Here is a 25,226-nt window from a genome sequence, read left to right on the forward strand (position 1 = left end):
AAGGCTCCCGCGCCAGCGCCCCACAGAACAATAACGATCAGGAGAAGCACCATGGGCGAAGTCGTCATGGCCGCCAAGGTCTGCCACGTACCATCGATGTACCTGTCCGAACTGCCGGGCAAGCACCACGGCTGTCGCGAAGCGGCGATTGCCGGGCACAAGGAAATCGCCCGCCGCGCCCGCGAGCTGGGGGCCGACACCGCGGTGGTGTTCGACGTGCACTGGCTGGTCAACAGCGGTTACCACATCAACTGCGGCGAGCACTTCAACGGCACCTACACCAGCAACGAACTGCCGCACTTCATCAAGAACATGGACTACGACTACGGTGGCTGCCCGGAGCTGGGCGAACTGATCGCCGCCGAGGCCAATGCCGCCGACGTGCGCACCCTCGCCCACAACATCCCCAGCCTGGAGTTGGAGTACGGCACCCTGGTGCCGATGCGCTACATGCACATGGGGGTACCGCCGCAGCAGCATTTCAAGGTGATCTCCATCGCCGCCTGGTGCGCCTGGCACAAGCTCGAAGACAGCTTCACCTTCGGCGCCGCGGTGCGCCGGGCCATCGAAAAAAGCGACCGCAAGGTCCTGGTGCTGGCGTCCGGCTCGCTGTCGCACCGTTTCTCCGACGACCGCGTGGCCGAGGCCAACATCCATAACTGGACCCGCGAATTCGACAAGCAGGTCGACCTGCGCGTGGTCGAGTTGTGGCAACAGGGGCGTTTCCGCGAGTTCTGCTCGATGCTCCCGGACTACGCCGAACACTGTTTCGGCGAAGGCAAGATGCACGACACCGCCATGCTCCTGGGGGTGCTCGGCGGCCCCGAATACAACCGGCCGGCGGAAATCGTCACGCCGCCTTTCGGCAGCTCCGGCACCGGCCAGATCAACGCCATTTTCCCGCTCTAGACGCATCGCCCACCTCGCCCAGCCAGCCCTGAAAACCAGGGCCGGCCGCCGAAGGTTCGCCTGCAAGGAGGATCACATGCCGCATTTCATCGCCGAATACACCGACAACATCGAACAGGCCGCCGACCTGCCGGCGCTCTTTACCAAGGTCCACGAGTACCTGGGCGCCAGCGGCGTGTTCCCGCTGGGCGGCATCCGCAGCCGTGGCGTGCGCCTGGACACCTGGCGCATGGCCGACGGCAAGCACGACTACGCCTTCGTCCATATGCGCCTGCAGGTCGGCGCCGGGCGCGACCTGGCCACCCGGCGCCAGGTCGCCGAGGAACTGTTCGAGATCATCAAGGCGCACTTCGCCGAACTCCAGGCCCAGCGCCTGCTGGCGCTGTCGTTCGAGATGAGCGAGCTGGATGCCGAGCTGAACTTCAAGCACAACAACGTGCACGAGTTCCTCAAGCAGCACTCCTGACCTGTAGCCGCTGCCGCAGGCTGCGAAAAGGCTCGAAGAGCCTTCCTGCAAGCTCAAGAGCACGACTGCTTCGCAGCCGGGCGCAGCCTTCGGCAGCGGCTACAGGGTGCTGAGCCTTATCGACAAAAACAATAAAGAGATCCCGCCCATGCCCAGCCCTACCCTTGCCGTGGCCAATGCCCCGGAGGCCAGCGACACCTACCGCCGGATCACCTGGCGGCTGATGCCCCTGCTGTTCACCTGCTACATCTTTGCCCACCTGGACCGCATCAACATCGGTTTCGCCAAGCTGCAAATGACCCAGGACCTGGGGTTCAGCGACAGCGTCTACGGCTTCGGCGCAGGGCTGTTCTTCATCGCCTACGCGCTGTTCGGCGTGCCCAGCAACCTGGCCCTGGACCGGGTCGGCCCGCGGCGCTGGATCGCCAGCCTGATGCTGGTCTGGGGCCTGCTGTCCAGCGGCATGCTGCTGGTGGACAACGCCGCCGGCTTCTACCTGCTGCGCTTCCTGCTGGGGGTGGCCGAAGCCGGTTTCTTCCCCGGCATCCTGGTGCTGCTCAACCGCTGGTTCCCGGCCAGCCGCCGCGGCCAGGTGACCGCGCTGTTCGCCATTGCCGTGCCCATGGCCGGGGTGATCGGCGGGCCGCTGTCGGGCTGGATTCTCGAGAGTTTCCACGACCTGGGCGGTATGCGCGGCTGGCAATGGATGTTCCTGATCGAAGGCCTGCCGGTGGTGTTCCTCGGCCTGGTGGTGCTCAAGGCGCTGCCGGAAAGCATCGACAGCGTCGGCTGGCTGAGCGCCGAGCAGAAACAGCAAGTGCACGCAGCCCTGAGCGAGGAAGAACGGCACAAACCCATCACTCATTTCTCCGGCATTCTCAAGGACCGCCACGTCTGGCTGCTGGTGTGCATCTACTTCGCGGTGATGCTGGCGGTCAACACCATCGCCTTCTGGATGCCAACCCTGATCCACCACGCCGGCATCGCCCGCGACAGCAGCGTCGGCATGCTCAGCGCCCTGCCGTACCTGGCCGGCTGCCTGTTCATGATCGGTGTCGGCCGTTCCTCCGACCGCCTGCGCGAACGGCGCTGGCACCTGAGCGTGCCACTGCTGATGGCGAGCTTCGGCCTGATCGTTGCCGGCTTCGCCCCGGACAACGCCTGGCTGGTAATGGCCGGGCTGCTGGTGGCCGGCATGGGCGCCAGCGCCGCGCTACCGATGTTCTGGCAACTGCCGCCGGCGTTTCTCGCCAGCAACACCCAGGCCGCTGGCATCGCCCTGATCAGCTCGTTCGGCAGCATCGCCGCCTTCCTCGCGCCCTACCTGATCGGCGTGGTCCGCGACGCCACCCAGAGCGCCAGCCTCGCCCTGTATGCCCTGGCCCTGCTGATCGCCGGCGGCGCCTGGCTGGTGCTGCGGGTGCCGGCCCTTATCGTCAATCCCCAGGAGAAATAACCATGCTCAGCCCCTCGGACATCCAGCAGGCCGCCGCCCGCCTCGATCATGCCGAACGCAGCCGGGAACAGATCGCCCAGCTGTCGCTGGCGTTTCCCGGCATCACCGTCGAAGACGCCTACGCCATCCAGCGCAGTTGGGTGGAACGCAAGATCCGCGACGGGCGCAAGCTGGTCGGGCACAAGATCGGCCTGACCTCGCGGGCCATGCAAGTGTCGTCGAACATCACCGAACCGGACTTCGGCGCCCTGCTGGACGACATGCTGTTCGAGGAAGGCAGCGACATTCCGTTCCAGCGCTTTATCGTGCCGCGGGTCGAAGTGGAGCTGGCGTTCATCCTCGGCAAGCCGCTCAAAGGCCCGAACTGCACGCTGTTCGACGTGCTCGACGCCACCGAGTGGGTGATCCCGGCCCTGGAGATCATCGACGCGCGCATCCAGCAGGTCGACCCACAGACCCAGGCCACGCGCAAGGTGTTCGACACCATTTCCGACAACGCCGCCAACGCCGGCGTGGTCATGGGCGGACGCGCCGTGCGCCCGGGCGATATCGACCTGCGCAAGGTGCCGGCGGTGCTGTACCGCAACGGCGTGATCGAGGAGTCCGGGGTCTCCGCGGCAGTGCTCAACCACCCGGCCAAGGGCGTGGCCTGGCTGGCCAACAAGCTGGCGGCCTACGACGTCGGCCTGGAAGCCGGACAGATCATCCTCGGCGGCTCCTTCACCCGCCCGGTGGCCGCCCGCCCCGGCGACACCTTCCATGTCGATTACGACCAGCTCGGCAGCATCGCCTGCCGTTTTGTCTGAGGAGACGGCCATGCAATTGCCAATCAACGCCTTCAAGCAACGCCTGCAACATAGCGAGCCGCAGATCGGCTTGTGGCTCGGCCTGGCCAATGCCTATTGCGCGGAGCTGGCGGCCAACGCCGGTTTCGACTGGCTGCTGCTGGACGGCGAACACGCGCCCAACGACCTGCGCAGCCTGCTCGCGCAATTGCAGGCCATCGCGCCCTACCCGGCACAGGGCATCATTCGCCCGCCTGTGGGCGACACTGCGCTGATCAAGCAACTGCTGGATATCGGCGCCCAGACTCTGCTGGTGCCGATGGTCGAAAGCGTCGAGCAGGCGCGGCAACTGGTACGGGCCATGCGTTATCCGCCGTCGGGCGTGCGTGGGGTCGGCAGCGCCCTGGCCCGGGCTTCGCGCTGGAACAGCATCCCGGGCTACCTGGATCAGGCGGATGCGCAGATGTGCTTGCTGGTGCAGATCGAAAACCTTGAGGGGCTGGCCAACCTGGACGCGATTGCCGCGGTCGAGGGCGTCGACGGGGTGTTTATCGGCCCCGCCGACCTGAGCGCCGCCATGGGCCACCGCGGTAACCCGGGGCACCCCGCGGTGCAGGCGGCCATCGAAGACGCCATCGGGCGGATCCGCAAAGCCGGCAAGGCGGCGGGCATCCTCAGCGCCGACCAGGCCCTGGCACGGCGTTATATAGAACTGGGAGCCAACTTCGTCGCGGTGGGCGTTGACACCACGGTGCTGATGAAGGGTCTACAGGGCCTGTTGGGGCAGTACAAGGATGTCGCGCCCCCCGCTTCCGGCGGCGGGGTCTACTAAAGTCCTGTAGCCCTGTAGCCGCTGCCGAGCGCAGCGAGGCTGCGTACGACTGCGCAGCAGGCGCAAAACCCGAGCACTCGTTCTACCTGAGAATACCGTGTGCCCCCTCTTGCGGCCGCTACGCGTCCGTATGCAGCCTCGCTGCGCTCGGCAGCGGCTACATCAACCCTGGCGCGCGGCCAAACGCCAGACCCGGGCGATATCCGCGGCCCGGTCACGCAACAGGCGGGGGGCCTCGGCGCAGGCCTGCTCCAGGCTCATCGGGCCGCTGGCCAGGGCAAACGCCGCGTCCACGCCGTGCTGGTACATCTGCTCGTAACCTTCGCCCAGGGTCCCGGCGATCACGATCACCGGCACCTTGTGTTGTGTGGCGACCCGGGCCACGCCAAACGGCGTCTTGCCGCGCAGGGTCTGGGCGTCGAAGCGGCCTTCGCCGGTAATCACCAGGTCCGCCCCTTGCATCGCCTCGGCCAGCCCCACCAGCTCGGCCACCACCTCCACCCCCGGACGAAAACGCGCGCCCAGGAAGGCCTTGGCGGCGAAGCCCAGGCCACCGGCGGCGCCGCTGCCCGGCTCGTCGCGCACATCTTTGCCCAGCACCTGCGCCGCCTGGTCGGCGAACTGGCCCAGGGCCCGGTCCAGCTGTTCGACCTGCGGCGGCGAAGCGCCTTTCTGCGGGCCGAAGATCGCCGAGGCGCCATGGGGGCCGCACAGCGGATTGTCGACGTCGGCGGCGATCTCGAAACGCACCTCGGCCAGGCGCGGGTCGAGGCGGCTCAGGTCGACCCGCGCCACCTGCGCCAGGGCCAGCCCGCCCGGGGGCAAATCCTTGCCTGTGCTGTCCAGCAGACGCACGCCCAGCGCCTGCAAGGCACCGGCGCCGGCGTCGTTGGTGGCGCTGCCGCCGATGGCCAGGATCACCCGTTGCGCGCCGGCCTCCAGGGCCGCACGGATCAGCTCGCCGGTGCCGAAGGTGCTGCTGGCGCAGGCATCGCGCTGGCCCGGCGGCAGCAGTTGCAGGCCGCTGGCCTCGGCCATTTCGATGATCGCGGTGTGGCTCTGCGGCAGCCAGCCCCAGCGGGCCTCGACCGGCGCGCCCAGCGGCCCCTGGACCCGGGTGCGGCGCAACTGGCCCTCGCAGGCGTCGAGAATCGACTCCACCGTGCCCTCGCCGCCGTCCGCCATCGGGCACTGGATCAGTTGCGCGTCCGGCCACACCCGCGCCAGCCCCTCGGCAATGGCGCTGGCCACGCCGCAAGCGCTCAGGCTGTCCTTGAAGGAGTCGGGGGCGATGATGATTTTCATGGGCTATCTCCGGTTCTTATGGCGCCCATGCTGCCAGTTGGCCGCGACCTTGACCCCGGTCGGCTGCACAAGCGCGGAGCGGCTTTATTGTTCATTTGCCACAAACCATGCCCCTTGTAGGAGCGAAGCTTGCTCGCGATGGTCACGCCGCGGTGAACCTGGCATACCGTGGTGCCTTGATCGCGAGCAAGCTTCGCTCCTACAGGGAGGGTGTGGTTACAAAGGTATCGCCCTGCGGCAACAGCTGTACCCCCAGGTACAGCGCCAACATGCCGTCGAGCTTGAGCGGGTCGACGCCGCTGAGTTCGGCGATGCGCTCCATGCGGTAGCGCAGGCTGTTGCGGTGGATGCCCAGGGCATCGGCGCAGGCCTGGCTCTGGCCGTCGTGGTCGCACCAGCTGCGCAGGGTCGCCAGCAACTGGCCGTTGCCGTCCTTGGCCATGACCTTGCGCAAAGGGCTGAGCAATTCGTCCAGGGCGTCGTCGTTGCGATGGCGCCAGAGCATCACCGGCAGGCGAAAACGATTGAGGGTCAGCAGCCGCGAGCGCGGCAGCACGTCGCGACCGTAGGCCAGCAGGTCGCCGACCCGCCGGTAGCAGCGGCGCAGCCCTGCCAGCCCCTCGGCCTGCCCGCCCACGGCAACGCGCAGGATGTGCCAGCCCAGGCCGTCGAGCTTTTCCAGGAGCCGCGGGTTATCCACGCTCAAGCTCGCCGGCCGGCACCACAACAACGAGGACTTGGCCGAGCTGACGCACCAGCTGTCCGGGTAGCGCGACAGCAGCCAGGCACTCAGGGCCTCGACGGTCTGTCCGGCGCCCTGCTGCCCCGCCTCGTCGTCCAGCGCCAGCTCGAACAGGTACGGCGTGCGCGCCAGCTGCGGCTTGAGGCCCATCTGCTGCGCCTCGTCCACCAGCCGCGGCGAGTCGCCGCTGTCGCTCAGCAGCAACGCCAGCAAGTCGTCGCAGCGCTGGCGGCGCCATTGCTGCTCGGCCTGCTGATGGCGCTGGCCCACCAGCATCTCGGCGGTCATCCGTACCAGCTCGGCGTAGGTGCGCAGCAATTCCGGCTCGCCGGTGATGCCGAGCACGCCGATCAGCCGCTGGTCGTGCAGCAACGGCAGGTTGATCCCCGGTTGCACGCCCTTGAGGTGCTTGGCGGTCTGCGCGTCGATCTCCACCACCCGGCCGTTGGCCAGCACCAGCTGCGCGCCTTCGTGGCGGGTGTTGATCCGCTCGGGCTCGCCGCTGCCGAGGATCAGGCCCTGGCTGTCCATGACGTTGACGTTGTAGGGCAGGATGGCCATCGTGCGGTCGACGATATCCTGCGCCAGGTCATGATCCAGTTCGAACATAGCGGCGGGTTCCTCAGCAGGCGGGTTCTAGGCTCTGTACGAAAAGTGGCTACGCTCGGCCATGCTGCGTTAAAAACAGGCTCGGAATGCTCATGTAGGCCCCTACACTGCGCTTCCTCGCCTGTTTTTGCCTTGCCTGACCTTCGCTCGCCGACTTTTCGTACAGACCCTAACGGGGCAAGCGGGGCTTGTTCACCGGCACAGGGGATGCCGGCAAACCCTGTGCGCCGGCACAAAGACAGCGGCCCATGGGGTGACCGAGACTCTCGGGGCGGTCAACGTTACCCTTGCACCGCAAAAAATCATAATAAAGAGAGACCCGCCATGTCACAGAGCGCCGCTGCCACCCTGGCCACCGATGACGATAAAAACGCCGTCTACAAGCGCATCACCCTGCGCCTGATCCCCTTCATCTTCATCTGCTACCTGTTCAACTACCTCGACCGGGTGAACGTTGGCTTCGCCAAGCTGCAGATGCTCGATGCCCTGAAGTTCAGCGAAACCGTATACGGCCTCGGCGCCGGAATCTTCTTCATCGGCTACGTGCTGTGCGGCGTGCCGAGCAACCTGGCGTTGAACAAGTTCGGCCCGCGGCGCTGGATCGCGCTGATGATGATCACCTGGGGCACCTTGTCGACCTGCCTGCTGTTCGTTACCACCCCGACCCAGTTCTACACCCTGCGCCTGTTCACCGGCGCCGCCGAAGCCGGCTTCTTCCCCGGTGTGGTGCTGTACCTCTCGCAGTGGTTCCCGAGCTTCCGTCGCGGGCGGATCATGGCCTTGTTCATGTCGGCGATCCCGGTCTCCGGCCTGCTCGGCAGCCCGTTCTCCGGCTGGATTCTCAACCACTTCGCCGCGGGCCAGGGCGGCATGGCGGGCTGGCAGTGGATGTTCCTGTTGCAGGGCATTCCCACGGTGATCCTCGGTGCCCTGGCGTACTTCCTGCTCAATGACAGTTTCGCCCACGCCAAATGGCTGAGCCCACAAGAGCGCGCGCTGCTCGAAGCCGACCAGGCCGAAGACGCCGCGAGCAAACCCCGGACCACCGGCGACTCCCTGGGCGCGGTGTTCAAGAACCCGGCCATCTGGGCCTTCGGCCTGATCTACTTCTGCATCCAGAGCGGCGTGTACGCCATCAACTTCTGGCTGCCGTCGATCATCAAGAACCTGGGTTTCAGCGACAACCTGGTGATCGGCTGGCTCAGCGCCATTCCCTACCTGCTGGCCGCGCTGTTCATGCTGCTGGTGGGCCGCTCGGCCGACCTGCGCCAGGAACGTCGCTGGCACCTTGTGGTGCCGATGCTGATGGGCGCCGTTGGACTGATCATCGCGGTCAACTTCGCCGCCAACCCGACCATCGCCATCCTCGGCCTGACCCTCGCCACCATGGGCGCCCTCACTGGCCTGCCGATGTTCTGGCCGGTGCCGACCGCGCTGCTCAGCGCTGGCGCCGCCGCGGGCGGCCTGGCGCTGATCAACTCCATGGGCCAGATGGCCGGCTTCCTCAGCCCCTACATCGTCGGCTGGGTCAAGGACAGCACCGGCTCCACCGACGCCGCGCTCTATCTGCTGGCGGCCGTCATCGTCGCCGGCAGCCTGTTGGCCCTGCGCATGACCCGCAGCCTGAAACGCTGAGCCATACCCTCAAGACGAGCACCGGGCCTGTCGTCTGCCAGGCCCGGCTTCCGGGGACACGCCATGCGCTTTGTCACCGCCTCGCTACAAAAAGCAACAAAGCGCTGCAACATCGCCGTGGTATATCGGACAAGCATCCGGCCGCGGCGACGCTGCATTGGCCGGATCGATTGATGACGCCCTCGCCGACCTTACCGACGGAAGCCCCATACGATCATGACCGCGCCTCTTTCTCTCGCCCGCCTGAGCGATATCCAGGCCCTGGAACAACGCCAGCCCCTGGCCCAACGCAATCTGCCCGCCAGCACCTATGAGCTGCTGCAACGCTCGGCCCGCGACTTCGGCGAGCGCACTGCCCTGACCTTCCTGCCCCAGGGCAGCCTCCAGGACCAACCGTGGGACATCAGCTACGCCGAGTTTTTCGCCCAGGTCACCCGCACCGCCAACGCCCTGCACCGGCTGGGCATCCGCGCGGGCAAGGCGGTGTCGTTCCTGCTACCCAACCTGCCGCAGACCCACTATGTGATCTGGGGCGGCGAGGCCGCGGGGATCGTCAACGCCATCAACCCGTTGCTGGAGCCCGCGCACATCGCCGAACTGATCCGCGCCTCGGGCACCACCGTACTGGTGACCCTGGCACCCTTCCCCGGCACCGACCTCTGGCAGAAAGTCGCCCACTTGCGCGAGTTGCTGCCGGAACTGGAAGCCATTGTCACCGTCGACCTGGCCAACCTGTTGCCCGAGCCCCAGCGCAGTGCACTCAAAAGCCAGCGTCCGGCGCTGCCGGAGGGCGTACTGGACTTCGACACTCTGCTGGCCGCTTGCCCCGCCGACCACCTGGAAAGCGGCCGGGTGATCCAGCCGGACGACATCGCCTCGTACTTCCACACCGGCGGCACCACCGGCACGCCGAAACTCGCGCCCCATAGCCACCTCAACGAAGTGGCGATGGCCGAGATCATCGGCCTGCACGGCGACTACAACGACCGCGACGTGTTGCTCTGCGGGCTGCCGCTGTTCCACGTCAACGGGGTGATGCTCACGGGCCTGGCCGCGTTCAATCGCGGCGCCCGGGTGTTGCTGGCCGGCCCCCAGGGGTATCGCAACCCGACACTGATCAAGGATTTCTGGCACCTGGTGGAGCGTTACCGGGTCAGCTGTTTCAGCGGCGTACCGACCATCTATGCGGCCTTGCTGCAGGTACCCAACGCCGGCATCGACCTGTCCAGCCTGCGCTTTGCGGTGTGCGGCGCCGCACCGATGCCGGTGGAGCTGATCCGCCAGTTCGAGGCGCATTCGGGGATGAAGATCATCGAAGGCTACGGCCTCACCGAAGGCACCTGCGCCACCTGCTGCAACCCGCAGGACGGCGAGCGCCGCCCCGGCTCCATCGGCCTGCGCTTGCCGTACTGCGAGGTGAAGATCGCCGTGCTCGACGGCGAAGGCCGCTACCTGCGCGACGCCGCCGCCGACGAGACCGGCACGTTGTGCCTGCGCGGGCCGACAGTGTTCAAGGGTTACCTGCAAGCCGACAAGAACCACGGGCTGTGGCTCGACAGCGACTGGTTCAACACCGGCGACCTGGGGCGCATCGACCAGGACGGCTATATCTGGCTGACCGGGCGCAGCAAGGACCTGATCATCCGAGGCGGCCACAACATCGACCCGCAGATGATCGAGGAAGCCCTGCACCGCCACCCGGCCGTGGCCATGGCCGCGGCGGTCGGCAAGCCGGACCTCAAGGCCGGCGAACTGCCGGTGGTGTACATCCAGCTCAAGGCCGGCGCCAGCGTCGAGCCGGCCGAGCTGCTGGAGCACGCCACGCGCCATATCCACGAACGAGCGGCGTTGCCCAAGGACATCTGGCTGCTGGAGCAGATCCCCCTGACGGCCGTGGGCAAGACCTTCAAGCCGGCCCTGCGCCTGGACGCGATTCGCCGGGTATTCGAGGACGAGGTGCGGTCGATTGCCGAGGGCATCCGGGTCGAGGCCCTCAACGACGAACGCCACGGCCAGCGCGTGGATCTGCATGTGCCCGGCCTGGACACGGCCCTGCGTGCGGCGCTGGACCAGCGACTGAGCGGCTACGCGGTGCGCTACGAACTGCACCCGGCCTGAACCGGAGCGCTCGCTCTTGAAATAGCGGGAGGTCCTGCGGACCTTGCGCAGCCTTCGGCAGCGGCTACACCGGCGTCGGGCGCCATCGCGCGGTATGCCGCAATCCCTGTAGCCGCTGCCGCAGGCTGCGCACGACCGCGCAGCGGGCGCCGCTTTTACGGCCTCAAGCCGGCGCGCCGCCATCGGCCTTGTAGCGATAATCGGCGTCCAGCCGCTCGCCGGCCGGCGCATCCAGTTCCAGCACCAGGCCGCCCGGCATCCGCACGAAAATCTGCCAGGTGCCGTCCTCCGGCACCTGCGCCACCTGATGCGCCAGGCCGCTGGCCTGGACCCGTTGCAACACCTGCGCGGCATCCTCCCCGGTCCTGAAGGCGATATGGCTGAGCTGCGGCTCGGCGAACCCCGGCTGTTCGATCACGTGCACCAGCGCCTGCCCGTCCCGGTACAGCCAGCGTCCGGGAAAGGGAAACGGCGGGCGCCGTCCAGGCTGCAGCCCGAGCAAATCCTGGAAGGCTTGCTGCAAGGCATCGCCTTGGGCGGTGTTGAAGGCCAGATGGTCGAAATGCCAGGTCATGATGGGGCTCCGTCGCCGATACCGGCGCTGTGGGTGGGTAAGCACAACGGTGAGCTGTTGCAGGGAAGTCACCTGCGCGATGGCAGTGACTGCAGGGTCCCAGCTTGATAATCGAGGAAAAACCCCGGTAAAAAGCAAAGATCTTTAAAGGATTTTTAGCAATGAGCTCGATTCTCGACCTTGAAGTCTTCGTCCGCACCGCCGATTCCGGGAGCATCTCCGCCGCCGCGCGCAGCCTGGAACTGACCCCCGCCGCCGCCAGCATCGCCCTCAAGCGCCTGGAAACCCGCCTGGGCATGCGCTTGCTCGCGCGCTCGACCCGCAGCATGCGCCTCACCGAAGAAGGCCGGCGCTACCTGGACAGCGTGCGGGTGGCGCTGGCCGCCCTGGCCGAGGGCGAACAGGCGCTCAAGCAGCAGAGCCAGGGCCTGAGTGGCGTGCTGCAACTGGCGGCGCCTTCGGACTTCGGGCGCAATGTGTTGCTGCCCTGGCTGGACGACTTCAAGCGCGATCACCCGCATATCCGCTTGCAACTGTTGCTCAACGACCGCCACAGCGACCTGTTCCGCGAAACGGTCGATATCGCCCTGCGCTTCGGCGTGCCCGGCGACTCAAGCCTGGTGGCCCTGCCGATTCTCCCCCGGCACCACCGGCTGGCCTGCGCCAGCCCCGACTACCTGGCGCGCCGTGGCACCCCGCAGACCCCCGCCGAGCTCGGCGAACACAGCGCCCTGGTGTACCTGCGCAATGGCCGCCCCTACACCAGCTGGCACTTCAGCCGAGAGGGCCAAACCGAGGAAATCCAGGTACGCGGCGACTATTTGAGCGACGACGGCGACGTGGCGCGGCGCTGGGCCCTGGCCGGCCACGGTATCGTCTACAAGGCCTGGCTCGATGTCGCCGGCGACATCCGCGCCGGGCGCCTGGTACCCCTGCTCGGCGACTGGCAGGGCGAAAGCGTGCCGTTCAATCTGCTGTGCCCGCATCGCTTGCAGGTCTCGGAACGGGTCAAGACGCTGCAACGCTTTCTCCAGGAACGCTGCCAGCGCCTGGCCGGATAATTCAGATTGCCCCTTGCGCCCGTTCTGGTATTTGATGGGCGTCCCATGACCGGTCGCGGGCCGCTGTCGCGCCGGCTTCACCTCACGCACAAGGATTTCGTACATGAGCTACCGCATCCTCGGCCACTCTGGGCTGCATGTGTCCTCCCTGACCCTCGGCACCATGATGTTCGGCGAACAGACCGGCACCGAGGAGTCCCTGCGCATCATCGACAAAGCCTGGGACCAGGGCATCAACTTCATCGACACCGCCGACGTCTACACCGGCGGTCGCTCCGAGGAAATCGTCGGCGAGGCCATCGCCCGCCACCGCGACCAGTGGGTACTGGCGACCAAGGTCGGCTTCGGCCCCGCCGACGGCGTGCCGAACCGCAGCGGCCTGAGCCGCAAGCACATCTTCAACGCCATCGACGCCAGCCTGACGCGCCTGGGCACCGATTACGTCGACATCTATTACCTGCACCGCGAAGACCACAACACCCCGCTGGAGGTGACGGTCTCGGCCATCGGCGACCTCCTGCGCCAGGGCAAGATCCGTTACTGGGGCCTGTCCAACTACCGCGGCTGGCGCATCGCCGAAGTGATCCGCATCGCCGACCGGCTCGGCATCGACCGCCCGGTGATCAGCCAGCCGCTGTACAACATCGTCAACCGCCAGGCCGAAACCGAGCAGATCACCGCGGCCCGCGCCTACGGCTTGGGCGTAGTGCCCTACAGCCCGCTGGCCCGCGGCGTGCTCAGCGGCAAATACGCGCCGGATGTCGCCCCCGACAGCAACAGCCGCGCCGGGCGCCAGGACAGGCGCATCCTGGAAACCGAATGGCGCGTCGAGTCGCTGCGCATCGCCCAGGAGATCCAGCGATACACCCAGGGCCGCGGGGTCGGCATGGTCGAGTTCGCCATCGCCTGGGTGCTGAACAACAGCGCCGTCAGCTCGGCCATCGTCGGCCCGCGCACCGAGGAACAGTGGGATGCCTACACCAAGGCGCTGGAAGTGAAAATCAGCGCCGAGGACGAAGCCTTCATCGATTCGCTGGTCACCCCGGGGCACGCCTCGACCCCGGGCTTCAACGACGTCAGCCACTTCGTCTCCGGACGCACGCCGCGCTGATCCCCCTCCCCTCGGCGGCCGCTATCCCGGCCGCCGAGGGTCGCGTTGCGCGGCAACCCCGATAAACGGAATATTTTCCCGTCGCCGCGGCTAAATCCGAGTAAACGTCTCGCCCCAAACCCTCTATATTCCCCGCACTTCCCTCCTAGCCCATTTGCCTCTCGAGGACCGCTTGTCTAAAGGTATTGCTCTATCCGTCCTGGCGTCGGTGTTGTTTGCCGTCATGTATTTCTACACCTCCCTGCTCGCGCCGCTGACGGGCGTGGAGATTTTCGGCTGGCGCATGCTGCTGACGGTACCGTGCATGACGGTGTTCATGGTGGTTTCCGGCGAGTGGCGACGGGTGCGCGACCTGCTGCTGCGGCTCGTCGGCCAGCCGGCGCTGCTGCTGGGCTTGCTGCTGTCCTCGGCGCTGCTCGGGGTGCAGCTGTGGCTGTTCATGTGGGCGCCGCTGAACGGCTACAGCCTGGACGTGTCGCTGGGCTATTTCCTGCTGCCGCTGAGCATGGTCCTGACCGGGCGCCTGGTGTACGGCGAGCGCCTGTCGCGCCTGCAGAAGATCGCCACCTTCTTCGCCACCCTGGGCGTGCTCAACGAGCTGTACCAGATGGGCAGTTTTTCCTGGGCGACCTTGCTGGTAGCCATCGGCTACCCGATCTATTTCGTGCTGCGCAAACGCCTGGCCGCCGACAACCTGGGCGGCCTGTGGCTGGACATGACCCTGCTGCTGCCGATCGCGCTGTGGTTCGTGCAGAGCGGCGAACAGGGTTTCGCCGTGGTCGACCTGCGCCCCTGGCTGTACCTGCTGATCCCGTTGCTAGGGTTGATCAGCGCCTCGGCGCTGGTGGCCTACATCATCGCCAGCCGCCTGCTGCCCTTCAGCCTGTTCGGCTTGTTGAGCTATGTCGAACCGGTGCTGCTGCTGGGCGTGGCCCTGCTGCTGGGGGAAAGCATCAAGGCCGGGGAATGGCTGACCTACCTGCCGATCTGGCTGGCGGTGCTGGTGCTGATGTACGAAGGCTTCAAGCATTTGCTGCGCCAGCGTCGGAGCTGAAAACGCTGCCGCGACATGGGCTCACTGACAGACCGCATCAAGGCTGAAGGCGAGTCCTTCGGCCTCGAACGCAGCCTTCGGCAGCGGCTACAGGGACCGGATCAGGTCTTGATCTGTTGGTCGATGCCGCAGGCGACGCGCGCGCCTCAGGGCTTGATCTGCTTCAGTTCGTTGAGCAGGGCCAGCAAGGCCTGCATCTTCTCTTCGCCGAACTGCTGCTGGATGCGCTGGTAGTTGATTTCCATATCGCCGCTCATGGACTCGAAACATGCCTCGCCCTTGTCCGTCAGGGTGATGAACAGCCGACGCTGGTCTTCCGGGGATTTGCGCCGGCTCAGGTACTCGTCGCGCTCAAGGCGAGTCAGCACGCCGGTCATGCTCGGCGGCAGGATGCAGGCCATTTTCGCCAGTTGATGGCTTTCCAGCTCGCCGTTCTGGCGCAGGATACGGATCACCCGCCACTGCTGTTCGGTCAGGTCGTGCTGGTTGAGGGAGGGGCGAAAAAACGCCATGGCCGCTTCGCGGGCCTGAAGAAGGGTCAATGTCAGGGAAGGTCTTGGGTTGGTCATGTGCAGGTCGTTCACAGGTCTGGATGGCGCCGTCGGGCGCCGCGAGACACAAACATTAACACATTCACTATCGCCAACCGACAGGCAAAACAAAGCCCGGTCGAGGAGGCCCCGACCGGGCTTTATCGTCACACAGGCCGCGACTTACTCGGTGGCCAGCACGCCGCGACGAACCTGGTCGCGCTCGATCGATTCGAACAGTGCCTTGAAGTTGCCTTCGCCGAAGCCGTCGTCGCCTTTACGCTGGATGAACTCGAAGAACACCGGGCCCATCAGGGTTTCCGAGAAGATCTGCAGCAGCAGGCGCTTGTCGCCCTGTTCGGACGATCCGTCCAGCAGAATGCCCCGCGATTGCAGCTCGTTCACCGGCTCGCCATGGCTCGGCAGGCGGCCTTCGAGCATTTCGTAGTAGGTCTCCGGCGGCGCGGTCATGAAGCGCATGCCGATCTTCTTCAACGCATCCCAGGTCTTGACCAGGTCGTCGGTGAGGAAGGCCACGTGCTGGATGCCCTCGCCGTTGAACTGCATCAGGAACTCTTCGATCTGCCCGGCGCCCTTGGACGACTCCTCGTTCAGCGGGATGCGGATCATGCCGTCGGGAGCGGTCATGGCCTTGGAGGTCAGGCCGGTGTATTCGCCCTTGATGTCGAAGTAGCGGATCTCGCGGAAGTTGAACAGCTTCTCGTAGAAGCCGGCCCAGTAGGCCATGCGCCCGCGATACACGTTGTGGGTCAGGTGGTCGATGATCTTCAGGCCGGCGCCCTGCGGGTGACGGTCCACGCCTTCGAGGTAGACGAAGTCGATGTCGTAGATCGAGCTGCCTTCGCCGAAACGGTCGATCAGGTACAGCGGCGCGCCGCCGATGCCCTTGATCGCCGGCAGGTGCAGCTCCATCGGGCCGGTCTCGATGTGGATCGGCTGGGCGCCGAGTTCCAGGGCGCGTTTGTAGGCTTTTTGCGAATCCTTAACCCGGAACGCCATGCCGCACACCGACGGACCATGCTCAGCGGCGAAGTACGAGGCGACGCTGTTGGGTTCGTTGTTGAGGATCAGGTTGATCGCGCCCTGGCGATACAGATGCACGTCTTTCGAGCGATGGGTCGCGACTTTGGTGAAACCCATGATCTGGAAGATCGGTTCCAGGGTATTGGGGGTGGGCGATGCGAATTCGATGAATTCAAAGCCCATCAGGCCCATTGGGTTTTCGAAGATATCTGCCATGGTTGGCGCCTCATCATATTTTTAGACATTAACGGATCGTTAGTTGCTATCAATGCTGAGGAGCGAAGGTGGCGCGCAAGATATGCCCCGCACGCTGCGCGCGAGGAAATCACCGTAGATGAGCTGGAACCCGAGAATCTTCATGTCGACCCTGTCTTACCGCCTGGGGGGCGAGGCTTCTGCTGCCAGAAGACTTTATTATTGTATGCGTAACCAGATTCTACACAGCGTAAAACTGTTTGTCCGCACTCTCTATAAAATCCGCTTTTTTTCCACGCTCGCAAGGGGTTTGTTGCACTGGTAGATGCCCGCCAGGATCAACATCCCGCCCAGGCCCATGGCCAGGCTCAGGCGCTCGTCCAGCAACAGCGCGCCGAGGATCACCGCGGTCAGCGGGTTGAGGGCGATAAACACCCCAGAACGGGTCGCGCCGATCTTGCGCAGGCCGTCGTAGTACCAGATATAGGCCAGGGCCGAGCCCAGCACGCCGAGGTACAGCAGGCTCAGGCCCTGCTCCGGGCCCAGGCTCGACAACGCGTCGAGACGCACTTCGCCGCGCAGCGCCGCAGCGCTCCAGAGCATCGCCGTGCCCAGCAGGATCGAGTAGGTCACGGTCTGCAAGGAACCCAGGGCCTGGTTCAGGTTGCGCGAAAACAGCGAATAGACGCCCCAGCCCAGCACGCAGCCGAAAATCAACAGGTCGCCGCGCCAACTGCCCGCCCCGCCCGCCAAGGCCCCCGGGTCGCGGCTGAGGATCACCACCGCCGCACCGCCCAGGCACAGGCCAATGCCCAACAGTTTGCGACCGCTCAAGCGCTCCTTGAACAACGCCCAGGACGCCAGGGCGATGACCGCCGGATTGAGGGCGACGATCAGCGAAGCGCGGGATGCATTGATCAAGCCCAGCCCTTCGAAGAAACACAGGTTGTAGAAGAAGATCCCGAAAAAACCCAGCACCGCCAGTTGGGCGAACTGCACCAGCGTGGGACGCACCGGGGCGATCCGCGCGATCGCCATGAGCAGCAACAGGCTCAGGCTGGCCAGGAGAAACCGCAGGCTGGCGGCCAGCAAGGGCTCCACGGTACCGGCCAGCAGGCGCCCGGCGACGAAGGTGCCGCCCCAGATCATGGTCACCGCCGCCAGCTTGCAATACACCGGTACATCGGATGGCCCGGCACAGGTTCGATCGATGGTTTTCATAGGGCCCCGAGAGACGGCTGAAGGAAGGTTCGGGTATTCTTCGGCTAATGCCTAATCATCGTAAAATGAGCCTTTACTCATGACCCTGAGCCAACTGCAGATCTTTTCCCAGGTCGCCGAGCTGCGCGGTTTCACCAGCGCCGCCAGCCGCCTGGGCATCAGCCAGTCCGCGGTGTCCCATGCGCTCAAGGCCCTGGAGCAGGAACTGGGGGTCGAGCTGATCCGCCGGCATCAGTCATTGGTGGAACTCACCGATATCGGCCAGCAATTGCTGCTGCGGGCCCGCGCCATCCTCGGCCTGGCCGCCACCATGGAACAGGAAGCCGCCGACGCCCGCGGCATGAAGCGCGGCACCTTGCGCATCGGCTCGTTCGGCCCGACTTCGTCGATGAGGCTGTTGCCGGCGATTCTCCAGCGTTACCGCCAAGACCACCCGGGCATCGAGGTGCATATCGACGAAGGTCCTGATCGCCAGGTGCTGCAATGGCTGGAGGAGCGGCGCATCGATATCGGTTTTGTGGTGCTACCCCAGGAGCGCTTCGATTGTTTCGCCTTGGTGGAAGACCAGATGGTGGCGTTGATCCCCAGCCAACATGCGCTGGCCGACAAGGATTCGCTCCGCCTCGCCGAGCTGTGCGACGCCCCGTTCATCCTCTCCGAGGCCGGCTCCTCGGAGCTGGTGTCGCGCCTGTTCCTCGCGGCCAGGCTCAGCCCCAACATCCGTTATCGCAGCGCGCAACTGCTCAGTACCCTGGAGACCGTGGCCCGCGGCGATGCCTTGAGCCTGGTCGCGCAGTTGTCGCTGCCCGAGGCCGACGACCCGCGCTACCGGATCAAACCGCTGTCGCCTCCCGCCACGCGCCAGGTCGGCCTGGCCGTGCTGGACCGACGGCAGTCGTCGCCGGCGACACTGGCCTTTATCGAACAGGCGCTTAAGCTGTATCGCGGTGGCTGAGCGCAAAACACAAGCACCGTCTATCCTGCCCATGAACCTGACGCTGTCCGACTTGGCGCCGTATCGCCCAGCGGCGTTCGAGAGTTCCCTGGCCCCCACTCCGCAACAGGTTTTTCGTCCATGCCATTGACCGCCAAAGGTCCGCTGAAACGACGCTCCACCCGTACCCTGTGGACGCTGCTGATCGGTTTGTTGCCCGTGGTGCTGGGCATGGCGATTCTCTATATGCAGGCCGAACGCGCGCTGATCCGGAGCAGCCAGGAAACCGCCGAGGAAGCGATACGCCAGTTCGACCTGATGCTCGACAACACCGACATCGCCGCCCGCGCGCTGCTGGCGCAGGTCGGCCAACCCTGCGACGAGTCGCGGCAACTGGCCCTGCGCGAACAGGTCACCCGCCGGCCGTTCGTGCGCTCGACCAACCTGGTCTGGCAAGACGACAATTACTGCAGTTCCCTGCTGGGCAAGACCTCGTTCCTGCTGGACCCGGCCGACTACGTGGAAGGCCGGTTGTGGTTGATGAACGGCAACCCGGTCACCCCCAATACCGCGCTGCTGGTCTATCGCTTGCAAGAAGGCGAACGCGCCGCCCTGGCCAGCATCGACGGTTATCACCTGAGCAATGCGCTGCACCTGATCAGCCGCTTCGCCGACCTTCAATTGCAAGTGGGGCCCTATTGGTTATCGGACGACGGCCAGGTCCATGCCTCCATCGCACCGCCTGCCCCAGTGGCCCCGCGGCAACTGGCCTCGACCCGTTATCCCTATAGCGTCAACGCAGGTTTCCCCGAAGGCGATATCTGGCTCTACATGAAAGCCCAGTACCCCGCCCTGTTCAGCCTGCTGATCTTCTTCGGCGCCCTGGCGGCTGTCCTCGGCCATTGGCTGCAGAAGCGCTCCTCGTCTCCCAGCCACGAGCTGCAACGCGCCCTGGAGGCCGCGGAGTTCATCCCCTACTTCCAACCCGTAGTGCGCGGCGACACTAAACAATGGGCAGGCATCGAAGTCTTGATGCGCTGGAAACACCCCAAGGAGGGCCTGGTGCGCCCGGACCTGTTCATCCCCTTCGCCGAACACTCCGGGCTGATCGTACCCATGACCCGTTCCCTGATGCAGCAGACTGCCCTGCTCCTGGCGCCCCATGCCCACACCTTCATCGACGACTTCCATATCGGCGTCAACATCACCGCCAGCCATTGCCACGACATGGAGCTGCTGGAGGACTGTCGGGAGTTCCTCGGGCAGTTTCCACCTGGCAAGGTGCGCCTGGTGCTGGAGCTGACCGAACGCGAACTGGTCGAGCCCAGCGCCGTCACCCACAGCCTGTTCGAGGAGCTGCACAAGTTGGGGGTGATGATCGCTATCGACGACTTCGGCACCGGCCATTCGAGCCTGACTTACTTGCGCCAGTTCAATGTCGACTACCTGAAGATCGATCAGAGCTTCGTGGCCATGATCGGTGTCGACGCTCTCTCCCGCCACATACTCGACAGCATCATCGAACTCTCGGGCAAACTTGAGCTGGGAATAGTCGCCGAAGGCGTGGAAACCCCCGAACAGCAGAACTACCTGGCCAATCATGGCGTCGACTTCCTGCAAGGCTATTTATTCGGCAGGCCGATGCCCGGCGAAGAATTCCTCCAAGCCCTAGCGCGCCATTAAATAGCCATTTCTTATGAAGATTTATTGAACTCGAGAATAGTTTCACGCACCAATTTGAATCAGAAGATGACAAATTGCAGGCGTCAACAACGGTGTGATTTACTTGCGCCAAATTAACTACTACAATTTTTCATGCCTGTACAAGATTCGCAGGTGGGCCATTATAATCGAGTCGCTCTAAGGCTCTTGGCTTATAGCTTTGTTTGCGGTTTGTATCAGCCGAATACACTATTGGAGTAAAGATATTGTCCAGACTCGCTGAATTTCGTGCAGCAGAAAAGGCCCTTCAAGAGCAGCTCGCCCAGCTGGAATCCCTGAAGAACGATGCCGGACTCAAGAAAGAAATCGAGTTCGAGGAAAAACTTCAGGGCCTGATGAAGACCTACGGCAAAAGCCTGCGCGACATTATCGCCATTCTTGATCCGAACCCGGGCAAATCCGCTCAGCCGGCCTCCGGCGCACCGAAAACCCGTCGCGCGCGCGTGGTCAAGGTTTATCAGAACCCGCACACCGGCGAGCTGATCGAAACCAAGGGCGGTAATCATCGCGGCCTGAAAGCCTGGAAAGAACAGTACGGCGCCGCCACTGTAGATTCCTGGCTATGCGGTTAATTAACTGACGCCTATAAAAGACCCTGCCTATGCAGGGTCTTTACCTTTCGGCGAATGCCATGGGTTGCAAAATCAACTAAGTTGCACAGCCAACACCGCAGCGCTTGCGGGTGCAATAAATACCAGACCGTAACTGCACCCACCGCAGCCCCCTCCCCTACAACTTTGTATTTAGTTCATCGGCTCGGGCAACGCCGAACGACGTGCAAAAATGCTCGTCACTTAAAGTTTCAGACTACTTCGCACCTCGCGGATTTCCTCCTGACTTTCGGCATAAACCGCAGCCTGCCCGGCATAAGACAATACATAGGCTTTTTCGCCATCGACGGCAGCCACCAGTGTTTGTGACAACACATGACGGCCGTTCTCGGTAATGGTGCAAGTGGTTTCCAGCGCCGCCAGACGGCTCAATGTCGCGTCGTGAATGCGCGTGCACACACTTTGATAACCGCCGCGTCCAAAGTCCTTTTGCACCGACTTGCGCATCTCCAGCAACACCGCTTGCAAGTTGACCTGATGCCCGCTCTGTACCTGGGTCATGGTCAGCTCCATGACCATCAGCGGTGTGCCTCCGGCATCGCTCTTCACCGCTCGCTGCCGGAACACCTTGGCCGCCTCCTCCGCCGACGCCTGCGGCAACACTTCGATCTGCCAACCGCTGGGCCAGGTGATTATCGGGTCCTGCGCCACGGCCAGGGCCGGAAACAGCAACCAGGGAGCAAGGAAACACAGGGGCTTGAACGGTGGGCGCATGGTCATCAACACGTCGCAGGGAAGCCCTGAAGTCTGAGGCCCGGACGAGCATCGGGCAACAGATTCGTAGCTTTGTGTTTGGTGCGCCCCAGCGCTCTTGCGTATCATTGCCCGACCGCAAGGACGCCCCAAGCCCCGCAAGCCAAGGGGCTCATTAGCATGAGTATTCTTGCCCACTTCTTTTCCGGAGGGCCCATGAGCCTGCACGAACTCAATACGTTTCCCGGCGTGACTGCCCAGCCTGACACCGCCACCGCCCGCTTCGTGTTCAACCACACCATGCTGCGCGTCAAGGACATCACTCGATCCCTGGACTTCTATACTCGCGTCCTGGGCTTTTCGCTGGTGGAAAAACGCGACTTCCCCGAAGCCGAATTCAGCCTGTATTTCCTTGCCCTGGTGGACAAGGCGCAGATCCCGGCCGACGCCGCGGCCCGCACCGAATGGATGAAGTCGATCCCCGGCATCCTCGAGCTGACTCACAACCACGGCACCGAGAACGACGCGGACTTCGCCTACCACAACGGCAATACCGACCCGCGCGGCTTTGGCCATATCTGCATTTCGGTGCCGGACATCGTCGCTGCCTGCGAACGCTTCGAAGCCCTGGGCTGCGATTTCCAGAAGCGTCTGAACGACGGTCGCATGAAGAGCCTGGCCTTTATCAAGGACCCGGACGGTTACTGGGTCGAAATCATCCAGCCAGCGCCGCTGTAACCCTGCACTTTCCTTGTAGGAGCGAGCTTGCTCACGATAAATCCACCGCGATTATCGCGAGCAATCGAGCGTCGACCGACTGTTCCTACAGGTGTTTTGCGGACAATAAAAACCCCCATGAACCTGCGCTCATGGGGGTTTGTTTTTTTCCGCTAGCGGCTCAAGCCGGCGCGGAGGTGCGGATCAGGTGATCGAAGGCGCTCAGCGAGGCCTTGGCGCCCTCGCCTACCGCGATCACGATCTGCTTGTACGGCACCGTGGTCACGTCGCCGGCGGCAAACACACCCGGCAGCGAAGTCTCGCCACGGGCATCGACAATGATCTCGCCACGAGGCGACAACTCGACGGTACCCTTGAGCCAGTCGGTGTTCGGCAGCAAGCCGATCTGCACGAAGATGCCTTCCAGGTCGACGGTGTGGAACTCGCCCGAATCGCGATCCTTGTACGCCAGGCCGATGACTTTCTGGCCGTCGCCCTTCACTTCGCTGGTCAGTGCGCTGGTGATCACGTTGACGTTCGGCAGGCTGTAGAGCTTGCGTTGCAGCACGGCGTCGGCGCGCAGCTTGCTGTCGAACTCCAGCAGGGTCACGTGGCTGACGATACCCGCCAGATCGATGGCCGCTTCGACGCCGGAGTTGCCGCCGCCAATCACCGCCACGCGCTTGCCCTTGAACAGCGGGCCGTCGCAGTGCGGGCAGAAACACACGCCCTTGGCCTTGTACTCCTGCTCGCCGGGCACACCCATCTCGCGCCAGCGGGCACCGGTGGCCAGGATCAGCGACTTGGCCTTGAGGGTCGCGCCGCTTTCAAAACGTACTTCGTGCAGGCCACCGACTTCCTTGGCCGGCACCAGCGCACTGGCGCGTTGCAGGTTCATGATGTCGACGTCGTACTGGCGAACATGAGCTTCCAGGGCGCCGGCCAGTTTCGGCCCTTCGGTTTCCTGGACCGAGACGAAGTTCTCGATGGCCATGGTGTCCAGCACCTGGCCGCCGAAGCGCTCCGCCGCGACGCCGGTACGAATGCCTTTACGCGCTGCGTAAATGGCCGCCGAAGCACCGGCCGGGCCACCGCCGACCACCAGGACGTCGAAGGCGTCCTTGGCGTTGAGCACTTGCGCCTGTTTCTCGGCAGCGCCGGTGTCGAGCTTGCCGAGGATTTCTTCCAGGCCCATGCGGCCCTGACCGAAGTTCACCCCATTGAGGTAGACACTCGGCACCGCCATGATCTGGCGCTCGTCGACTTCCTCCTGGAACAACGCGCCATCAATGGCCACATGGCGGATGTTCGGGTTCAGCACCGCCATCAGGTTCAGCGCCTGGACCACATCCGGGCAGTTCTGGCACGACAGCGAGAAGTACGTCTCGAAGTTGAACTCGCCCTTGAGGGCGCGGATCTGTTCGATCACCTCAACACTGGCTTTCGAAGGGTGGCCGCCGACTTGCAGCAAGGCCAGCACCAGGGAAGTGAATTCGTGGCCCATGGGGATGCCGGCGAAACGCAGGCTGATGTCGGCACCCGGGCGGTTGATCGAGAACGATGGCTTGCGTGCGTCGCTACCGTTGTCGAGCAACGTAATCTGGCTGGAAAGACTGGCAACGTCTTTCAGCAATTCGAGCATTTCCTGGGATTTCGCACCGTCGTCGAGCGATGCAACGATCTCGATCGGCTGGGTGACCCGTTCCAGGTATGACTTCAACTGGGCTTTAAGATTGGCGTCCAACATACGGGCGATTTCCTTTATTCGATTCAAAAAAAACGCCCGAGCGAATCTCGCCCGGGCGTTCTTGAGGGCGGTGCGGCTGACTTAGGTGCGGCGGTCCGCCCTGCTGTAGCGTTTCACAGACTCAGATCTTGCCGACCAAGTCCAGGGAAGGAGCCAGGGTAGCCTCGCCTTCTTTCCACTTGGCTGGGCAGACTTCGCCTGGGTGGGCAGCGACGTATTGAGCGGCCTTGATCTTGCGCAGCAGCTCGGAAGCGTCGCGGCCAACGCCGCCGTCGTTGATTTCAACGATCTTGATCTGGCCTTCCGGGTTGATCACGAAGGTGCCGCGGTCAGCCAGACCGGCTTCTTCGATCAGCACGTCGAAGTTGCGGGAGATGGCCAGGGTCGGGTCGCCGATCATGGTGTAGCGGATCTTGCCGATGGCTGGCGAAGTGTTGTGCCAGGCAGCATGGGCGAAGTGGGTGTCGGTCGAAACGCTGTAGATTTCCACGCCCAGCTTCTGGAATTCGGCGTAGTTGTCTGCCAGGTCTTCCAGTTCGGTTGGGCAAACGAAGGTGAAGTCGGCCGGGTAGAAGAACACGACGGACCATTTGCCTTTCAGGGTGGCGTCCGATACTTCGATGAACTCGCCGTTTTTGAACGCGGTAGCTTTGAACGGTTTTACTTGGCTGTTGATGATAGGCATCGGTGTCTCTCCATCAGTGGGTAAAAGTGGGGTTGCAAACTTGATGGGAAGAATCCTAACCAATGAGCCGAGCCATGGCTCATTGGCAAAGCTGATGCTGCTGATTAGCTTTGGCTATTAGCGCGCAGTATTAATAGAAGAATTCTGTATTTCGTCGCCGACCGGCTTTTCCTGGGTCAGGGCCATGCCGAGAAACGGGCTGGCCTCGATGTAACGCATGGCCGACTTGAGGTCCTTCCAGCCGACATAGCTCATCAGCGACTTGAGATCCCAGCCGCTGCGATGGGCCCAGGTGGCGAAGCCGCGGCGCAGCGAGTGGCTGGTGTAGCGGTCGGCCGCGACGCCCGCGCGTTCCAGCGCCTGGCGCAACAGCGGGATGACGCTGTTGGCGTGCAAGCCCTCCTCGTTCAGATGGCCCCAGCGATCAATGCCGCGAAACACTGGCCCGCGAACCAGGGCCGCGCTGTTGA

At 64.2% G+C, this 25,226-nt stretch carries 24 protein-coding genes; 14 read left to right on the forward strand and 10 right to left on the reverse strand.

What is annotated here, in order from left to right; translation table 11 throughout:
• Positions 1–51: 51 nt before the first annotated feature.
• From hpaD to hpaI, 5 genes are all read left to right on the forward strand, one after another.
• Positions 52–909 (forward strand): 3,4-dihydroxyphenylacetate 2,3-dioxygenase, encoded by an 858-nt coding sequence (gene hpaD, locus BTN82_RS16405; protein WP_075120173.1) that lies wholly within the window; start codon positions 52–54, stop codon positions 907–909.
• Positions 910–985: 76 nt separating this feature from the next.
• Positions 986–1,375 carry a 5-carboxymethyl-2-hydroxymuconate Delta-isomerase gene (locus tag BTN82_RS16410; protein WP_075120174.1) on the forward strand — a complete coding sequence of 130 codons (390 nt, stop codon included), beginning with the start codon at positions 986–988 and terminating at the stop codon, positions 1,373–1,375.
• A 148-nt stretch (positions 1,376–1,523) separates the two neighbouring features.
• On the forward strand, positions 1,524–2,831 hold the full coding sequence (locus tag BTN82_RS16415) for an MFS transporter (protein ID WP_075120175.1): 1,308 nt from the start codon (positions 1,524–1,526) through the stop codon (positions 2,829–2,831).
• A 2-nt stretch (positions 2,832–2,833) separates the two neighbouring features.
• Positions 2,834–3,637, forward strand: coding sequence for a 2-oxo-hept-4-ene-1,7-dioate hydratase (hpaH, locus tag BTN82_RS16420; protein WP_075120176.1), 804 nt, complete (start codon positions 2,834–2,836; stop codon positions 3,635–3,637).
• Between the two features lie 10 nt (positions 3,638–3,647).
• Complete coding sequence (gene hpaI / locus BTN82_RS16425) at positions 3,648–4,448, forward strand: 4-hydroxy-2-oxoheptanedioate aldolase (RefSeq protein ID WP_075120177.1); 801 nt, start codon at positions 3,648–3,650, stop codon at positions 4,446–4,448.
• A 162-nt stretch (positions 4,449–4,610) separates the two neighbouring features.
• On the opposite strand, the gene BTN82_RS16430 is transcribed toward hpaI, so the two are convergent.
• Both BTN82_RS16430 and BTN82_RS16435 read right to left on the reverse strand, forming a co-directional pair.
• A complete protein-coding gene (locus BTN82_RS16430; RefSeq protein WP_075120178.1) occupies positions 4,611–5,753 on the reverse strand; it encodes a glycerate kinase in 1,143 nt (380 codons plus the stop codon).
• Positions 5,754–5,952: 199 nt separating this feature from the next.
• Positions 5,953–7,104 carry a sugar diacid recognition domain-containing protein gene (locus BTN82_RS16435; RefSeq protein WP_075120179.1) on the reverse strand — a complete coding sequence of 384 codons (1,152 nt, stop codon included), beginning with the start codon at positions 7,102–7,104 and terminating at the stop codon, positions 5,953–5,955.
• Between the two features lie 324 nt (positions 7,105–7,428).
• Here BTN82_RS16435 and BTN82_RS16440 point away from each other — a divergent pair, with 324 nt between their 5' ends.
• Positions 7,429–8,739 carry an MFS transporter gene (locus BTN82_RS16440; protein ID WP_075120180.1) on the forward strand — a complete coding sequence of 437 codons (1,311 nt, stop codon included), beginning with the start codon at positions 7,429–7,431 and terminating at the stop codon, positions 8,737–8,739.
• Positions 8,740–8,955: 216 nt separating this feature from the next.
• Positions 8,956–10,857, forward strand: a complete 1,902-nt coding sequence (locus BTN82_RS16445) for an acyl-CoA synthetase (RefSeq protein ID WP_075120181.1) — start codon at positions 8,956–8,958, stop codon at positions 10,855–10,857.
• A 163-nt stretch (positions 10,858–11,020) separates the two neighbouring features.
• Here BTN82_RS16445 and BTN82_RS16450 read toward each other — a convergent pair whose 3' ends face one another.
• Positions 11,021–11,431, reverse strand: a complete 411-nt coding sequence (locus BTN82_RS16450; RefSeq protein WP_075120182.1) for a hypothetical protein — start codon at positions 11,429–11,431, stop codon at positions 11,021–11,023.
• A 161-nt stretch (positions 11,432–11,592) separates the two neighbouring features.
• Here BTN82_RS16450 and BTN82_RS16455 point away from each other — a divergent pair, with 161 nt between their 5' ends.
• The 3 genes from BTN82_RS16455 (at position 11,593) to rarD (ending at position 14,657) form a co-directional block, all read left to right on the forward strand.
• Positions 11,593–12,492 (forward strand): LysR family transcriptional regulator, encoded by a 900-nt coding sequence (locus BTN82_RS16455; protein ID WP_075120183.1) that lies wholly within the window; start codon positions 11,593–11,595, stop codon positions 12,490–12,492.
• Between the two features lie 103 nt (positions 12,493–12,595).
• Positions 12,596–13,603 (forward strand): aldo/keto reductase, encoded by a 1,008-nt coding sequence (locus BTN82_RS16460; protein ID WP_075120184.1) that lies wholly within the window; start codon positions 12,596–12,598, stop codon positions 13,601–13,603.
• Between the two features lie 172 nt (positions 13,604–13,775).
• Positions 13,776–14,657 (forward strand): EamA family transporter RarD, encoded by an 882-nt coding sequence (rarD, locus tag BTN82_RS16465; protein ID WP_075120185.1) that lies wholly within the window; start codon positions 13,776–13,778, stop codon positions 14,655–14,657.
• Between the two features lie 146 nt (positions 14,658–14,803).
• On the opposite strand, the gene hpaR is transcribed toward rarD, so the two are convergent.
• The 3 genes from hpaR to BTN82_RS16480 all read right to left on the reverse strand — a co-directional run bounded on the left by hpaR (position 14,804) and on the right by BTN82_RS16480 (position 17,647).
• Entirely contained in the window at positions 14,804–15,226 is a 423-nt protein-coding gene (gene hpaR, locus BTN82_RS16470) for a homoprotocatechuate degradation operon regulator HpaR (protein WP_075120186.1), read from the reverse strand.
• A gap of 144 nt (positions 15,227–15,370) precedes the next feature.
• The gene (gene hppD / locus BTN82_RS16475; RefSeq protein WP_075120187.1) at positions 15,371–16,447 is read right to left on the reverse strand and encodes a 4-hydroxyphenylpyruvate dioxygenase; all 1,077 of its coding nucleotides are present in this window, start codon (positions 16,445–16,447) and stop codon (positions 15,371–15,373) included.
• 252 nt (positions 16,448–16,699) lie between these two features.
• Positions 16,700–17,647 carry a DMT family transporter gene (locus BTN82_RS16480; protein ID WP_075120188.1) on the reverse strand — a complete coding sequence of 316 codons (948 nt, stop codon included), beginning with the start codon at positions 17,645–17,647 and terminating at the stop codon, positions 16,700–16,702.
• A 79-nt stretch (positions 17,648–17,726) separates the two neighbouring features.
• Between BTN82_RS16480 and BTN82_RS16485 the strand changes: the two genes are divergently transcribed.
• From BTN82_RS16485 to BTN82_RS16495, 3 genes are all read left to right on the forward strand, one after another.
• A complete protein-coding gene (locus BTN82_RS16485) occupies positions 17,727–18,602 on the forward strand; it encodes a LysR family transcriptional regulator (protein WP_075120189.1) in 876 nt (291 codons plus the stop codon).
• 120 nt (positions 18,603–18,722) lie between these two features.
• Positions 18,723–20,264 (forward strand): cyclic diguanylate phosphodiesterase, encoded by a 1,542-nt coding sequence (locus BTN82_RS16490; protein ID WP_075120190.1) that lies wholly within the window; start codon positions 18,723–18,725, stop codon positions 20,262–20,264.
• Positions 20,265–20,509: 245 nt separating this feature from the next.
• Positions 20,510–20,875, forward strand: coding sequence for a histone-like nucleoid-structuring protein, MvaT/MvaU family (locus BTN82_RS16495; protein ID WP_075120191.1), 366 nt, complete (start codon positions 20,510–20,512; stop codon positions 20,873–20,875).
• Positions 20,876–21,097: 222 nt separating this feature from the next.
• Here the strand turns inward: BTN82_RS16495 and BTN82_RS16500 are convergent, their stop codons facing one another.
• Positions 21,098–21,628, reverse strand: a complete 531-nt coding sequence (locus tag BTN82_RS16500) for a DUF4946 domain-containing protein (protein ID WP_075120200.1) — start codon at positions 21,626–21,628, stop codon at positions 21,098–21,100.
• 195 nt (positions 21,629–21,823) lie between these two features.
• Here BTN82_RS16500 and gloA point away from each other — a divergent pair, with 195 nt between their 5' ends.
• Complete coding sequence (gene gloA, locus BTN82_RS16505; protein WP_075120192.1) at positions 21,824–22,345, forward strand: lactoylglutathione lyase; 522 nt, start codon at positions 21,824–21,826, stop codon at positions 22,343–22,345.
• Positions 22,346–22,505: 160 nt separating this feature from the next.
• Here gloA and ahpF read toward each other — a convergent pair whose 3' ends face one another.
• From ahpF to BTN82_RS16520, 3 genes are all read right to left on the reverse strand, one after another.
• Positions 22,506–24,071 carry an alkyl hydroperoxide reductase subunit F gene (gene ahpF / locus BTN82_RS16510; protein WP_075120193.1) on the reverse strand — a complete coding sequence of 522 codons (1,566 nt, stop codon included), beginning with the start codon at positions 24,069–24,071 and terminating at the stop codon, positions 22,506–22,508.
• Between the two features lie 121 nt (positions 24,072–24,192).
• Positions 24,193–24,756, reverse strand: coding sequence for an alkyl hydroperoxide reductase subunit C (gene ahpC, locus BTN82_RS16515; protein WP_007921754.1), 564 nt, complete (start codon positions 24,754–24,756; stop codon positions 24,193–24,195).
• A gap of 117 nt (positions 24,757–24,873) precedes the next feature.
• Positions 24,874–25,226: tyrosine-type recombinase/integrase (locus tag BTN82_RS16520; RefSeq protein ID WP_148169576.1), on the reverse strand; the 353-nt coding region annotated here is incomplete at its 5' end.

The sequence above is a fragment of the Pseudomonas chlororaphis genome (genome assembly GCF_001921865.1).
Taxonomy (GTDB): domain Bacteria; phylum Pseudomonadota; class Gammaproteobacteria; order Pseudomonadales; family Pseudomonadaceae; genus Aquipseudomonas; species Aquipseudomonas chlororaphis_D.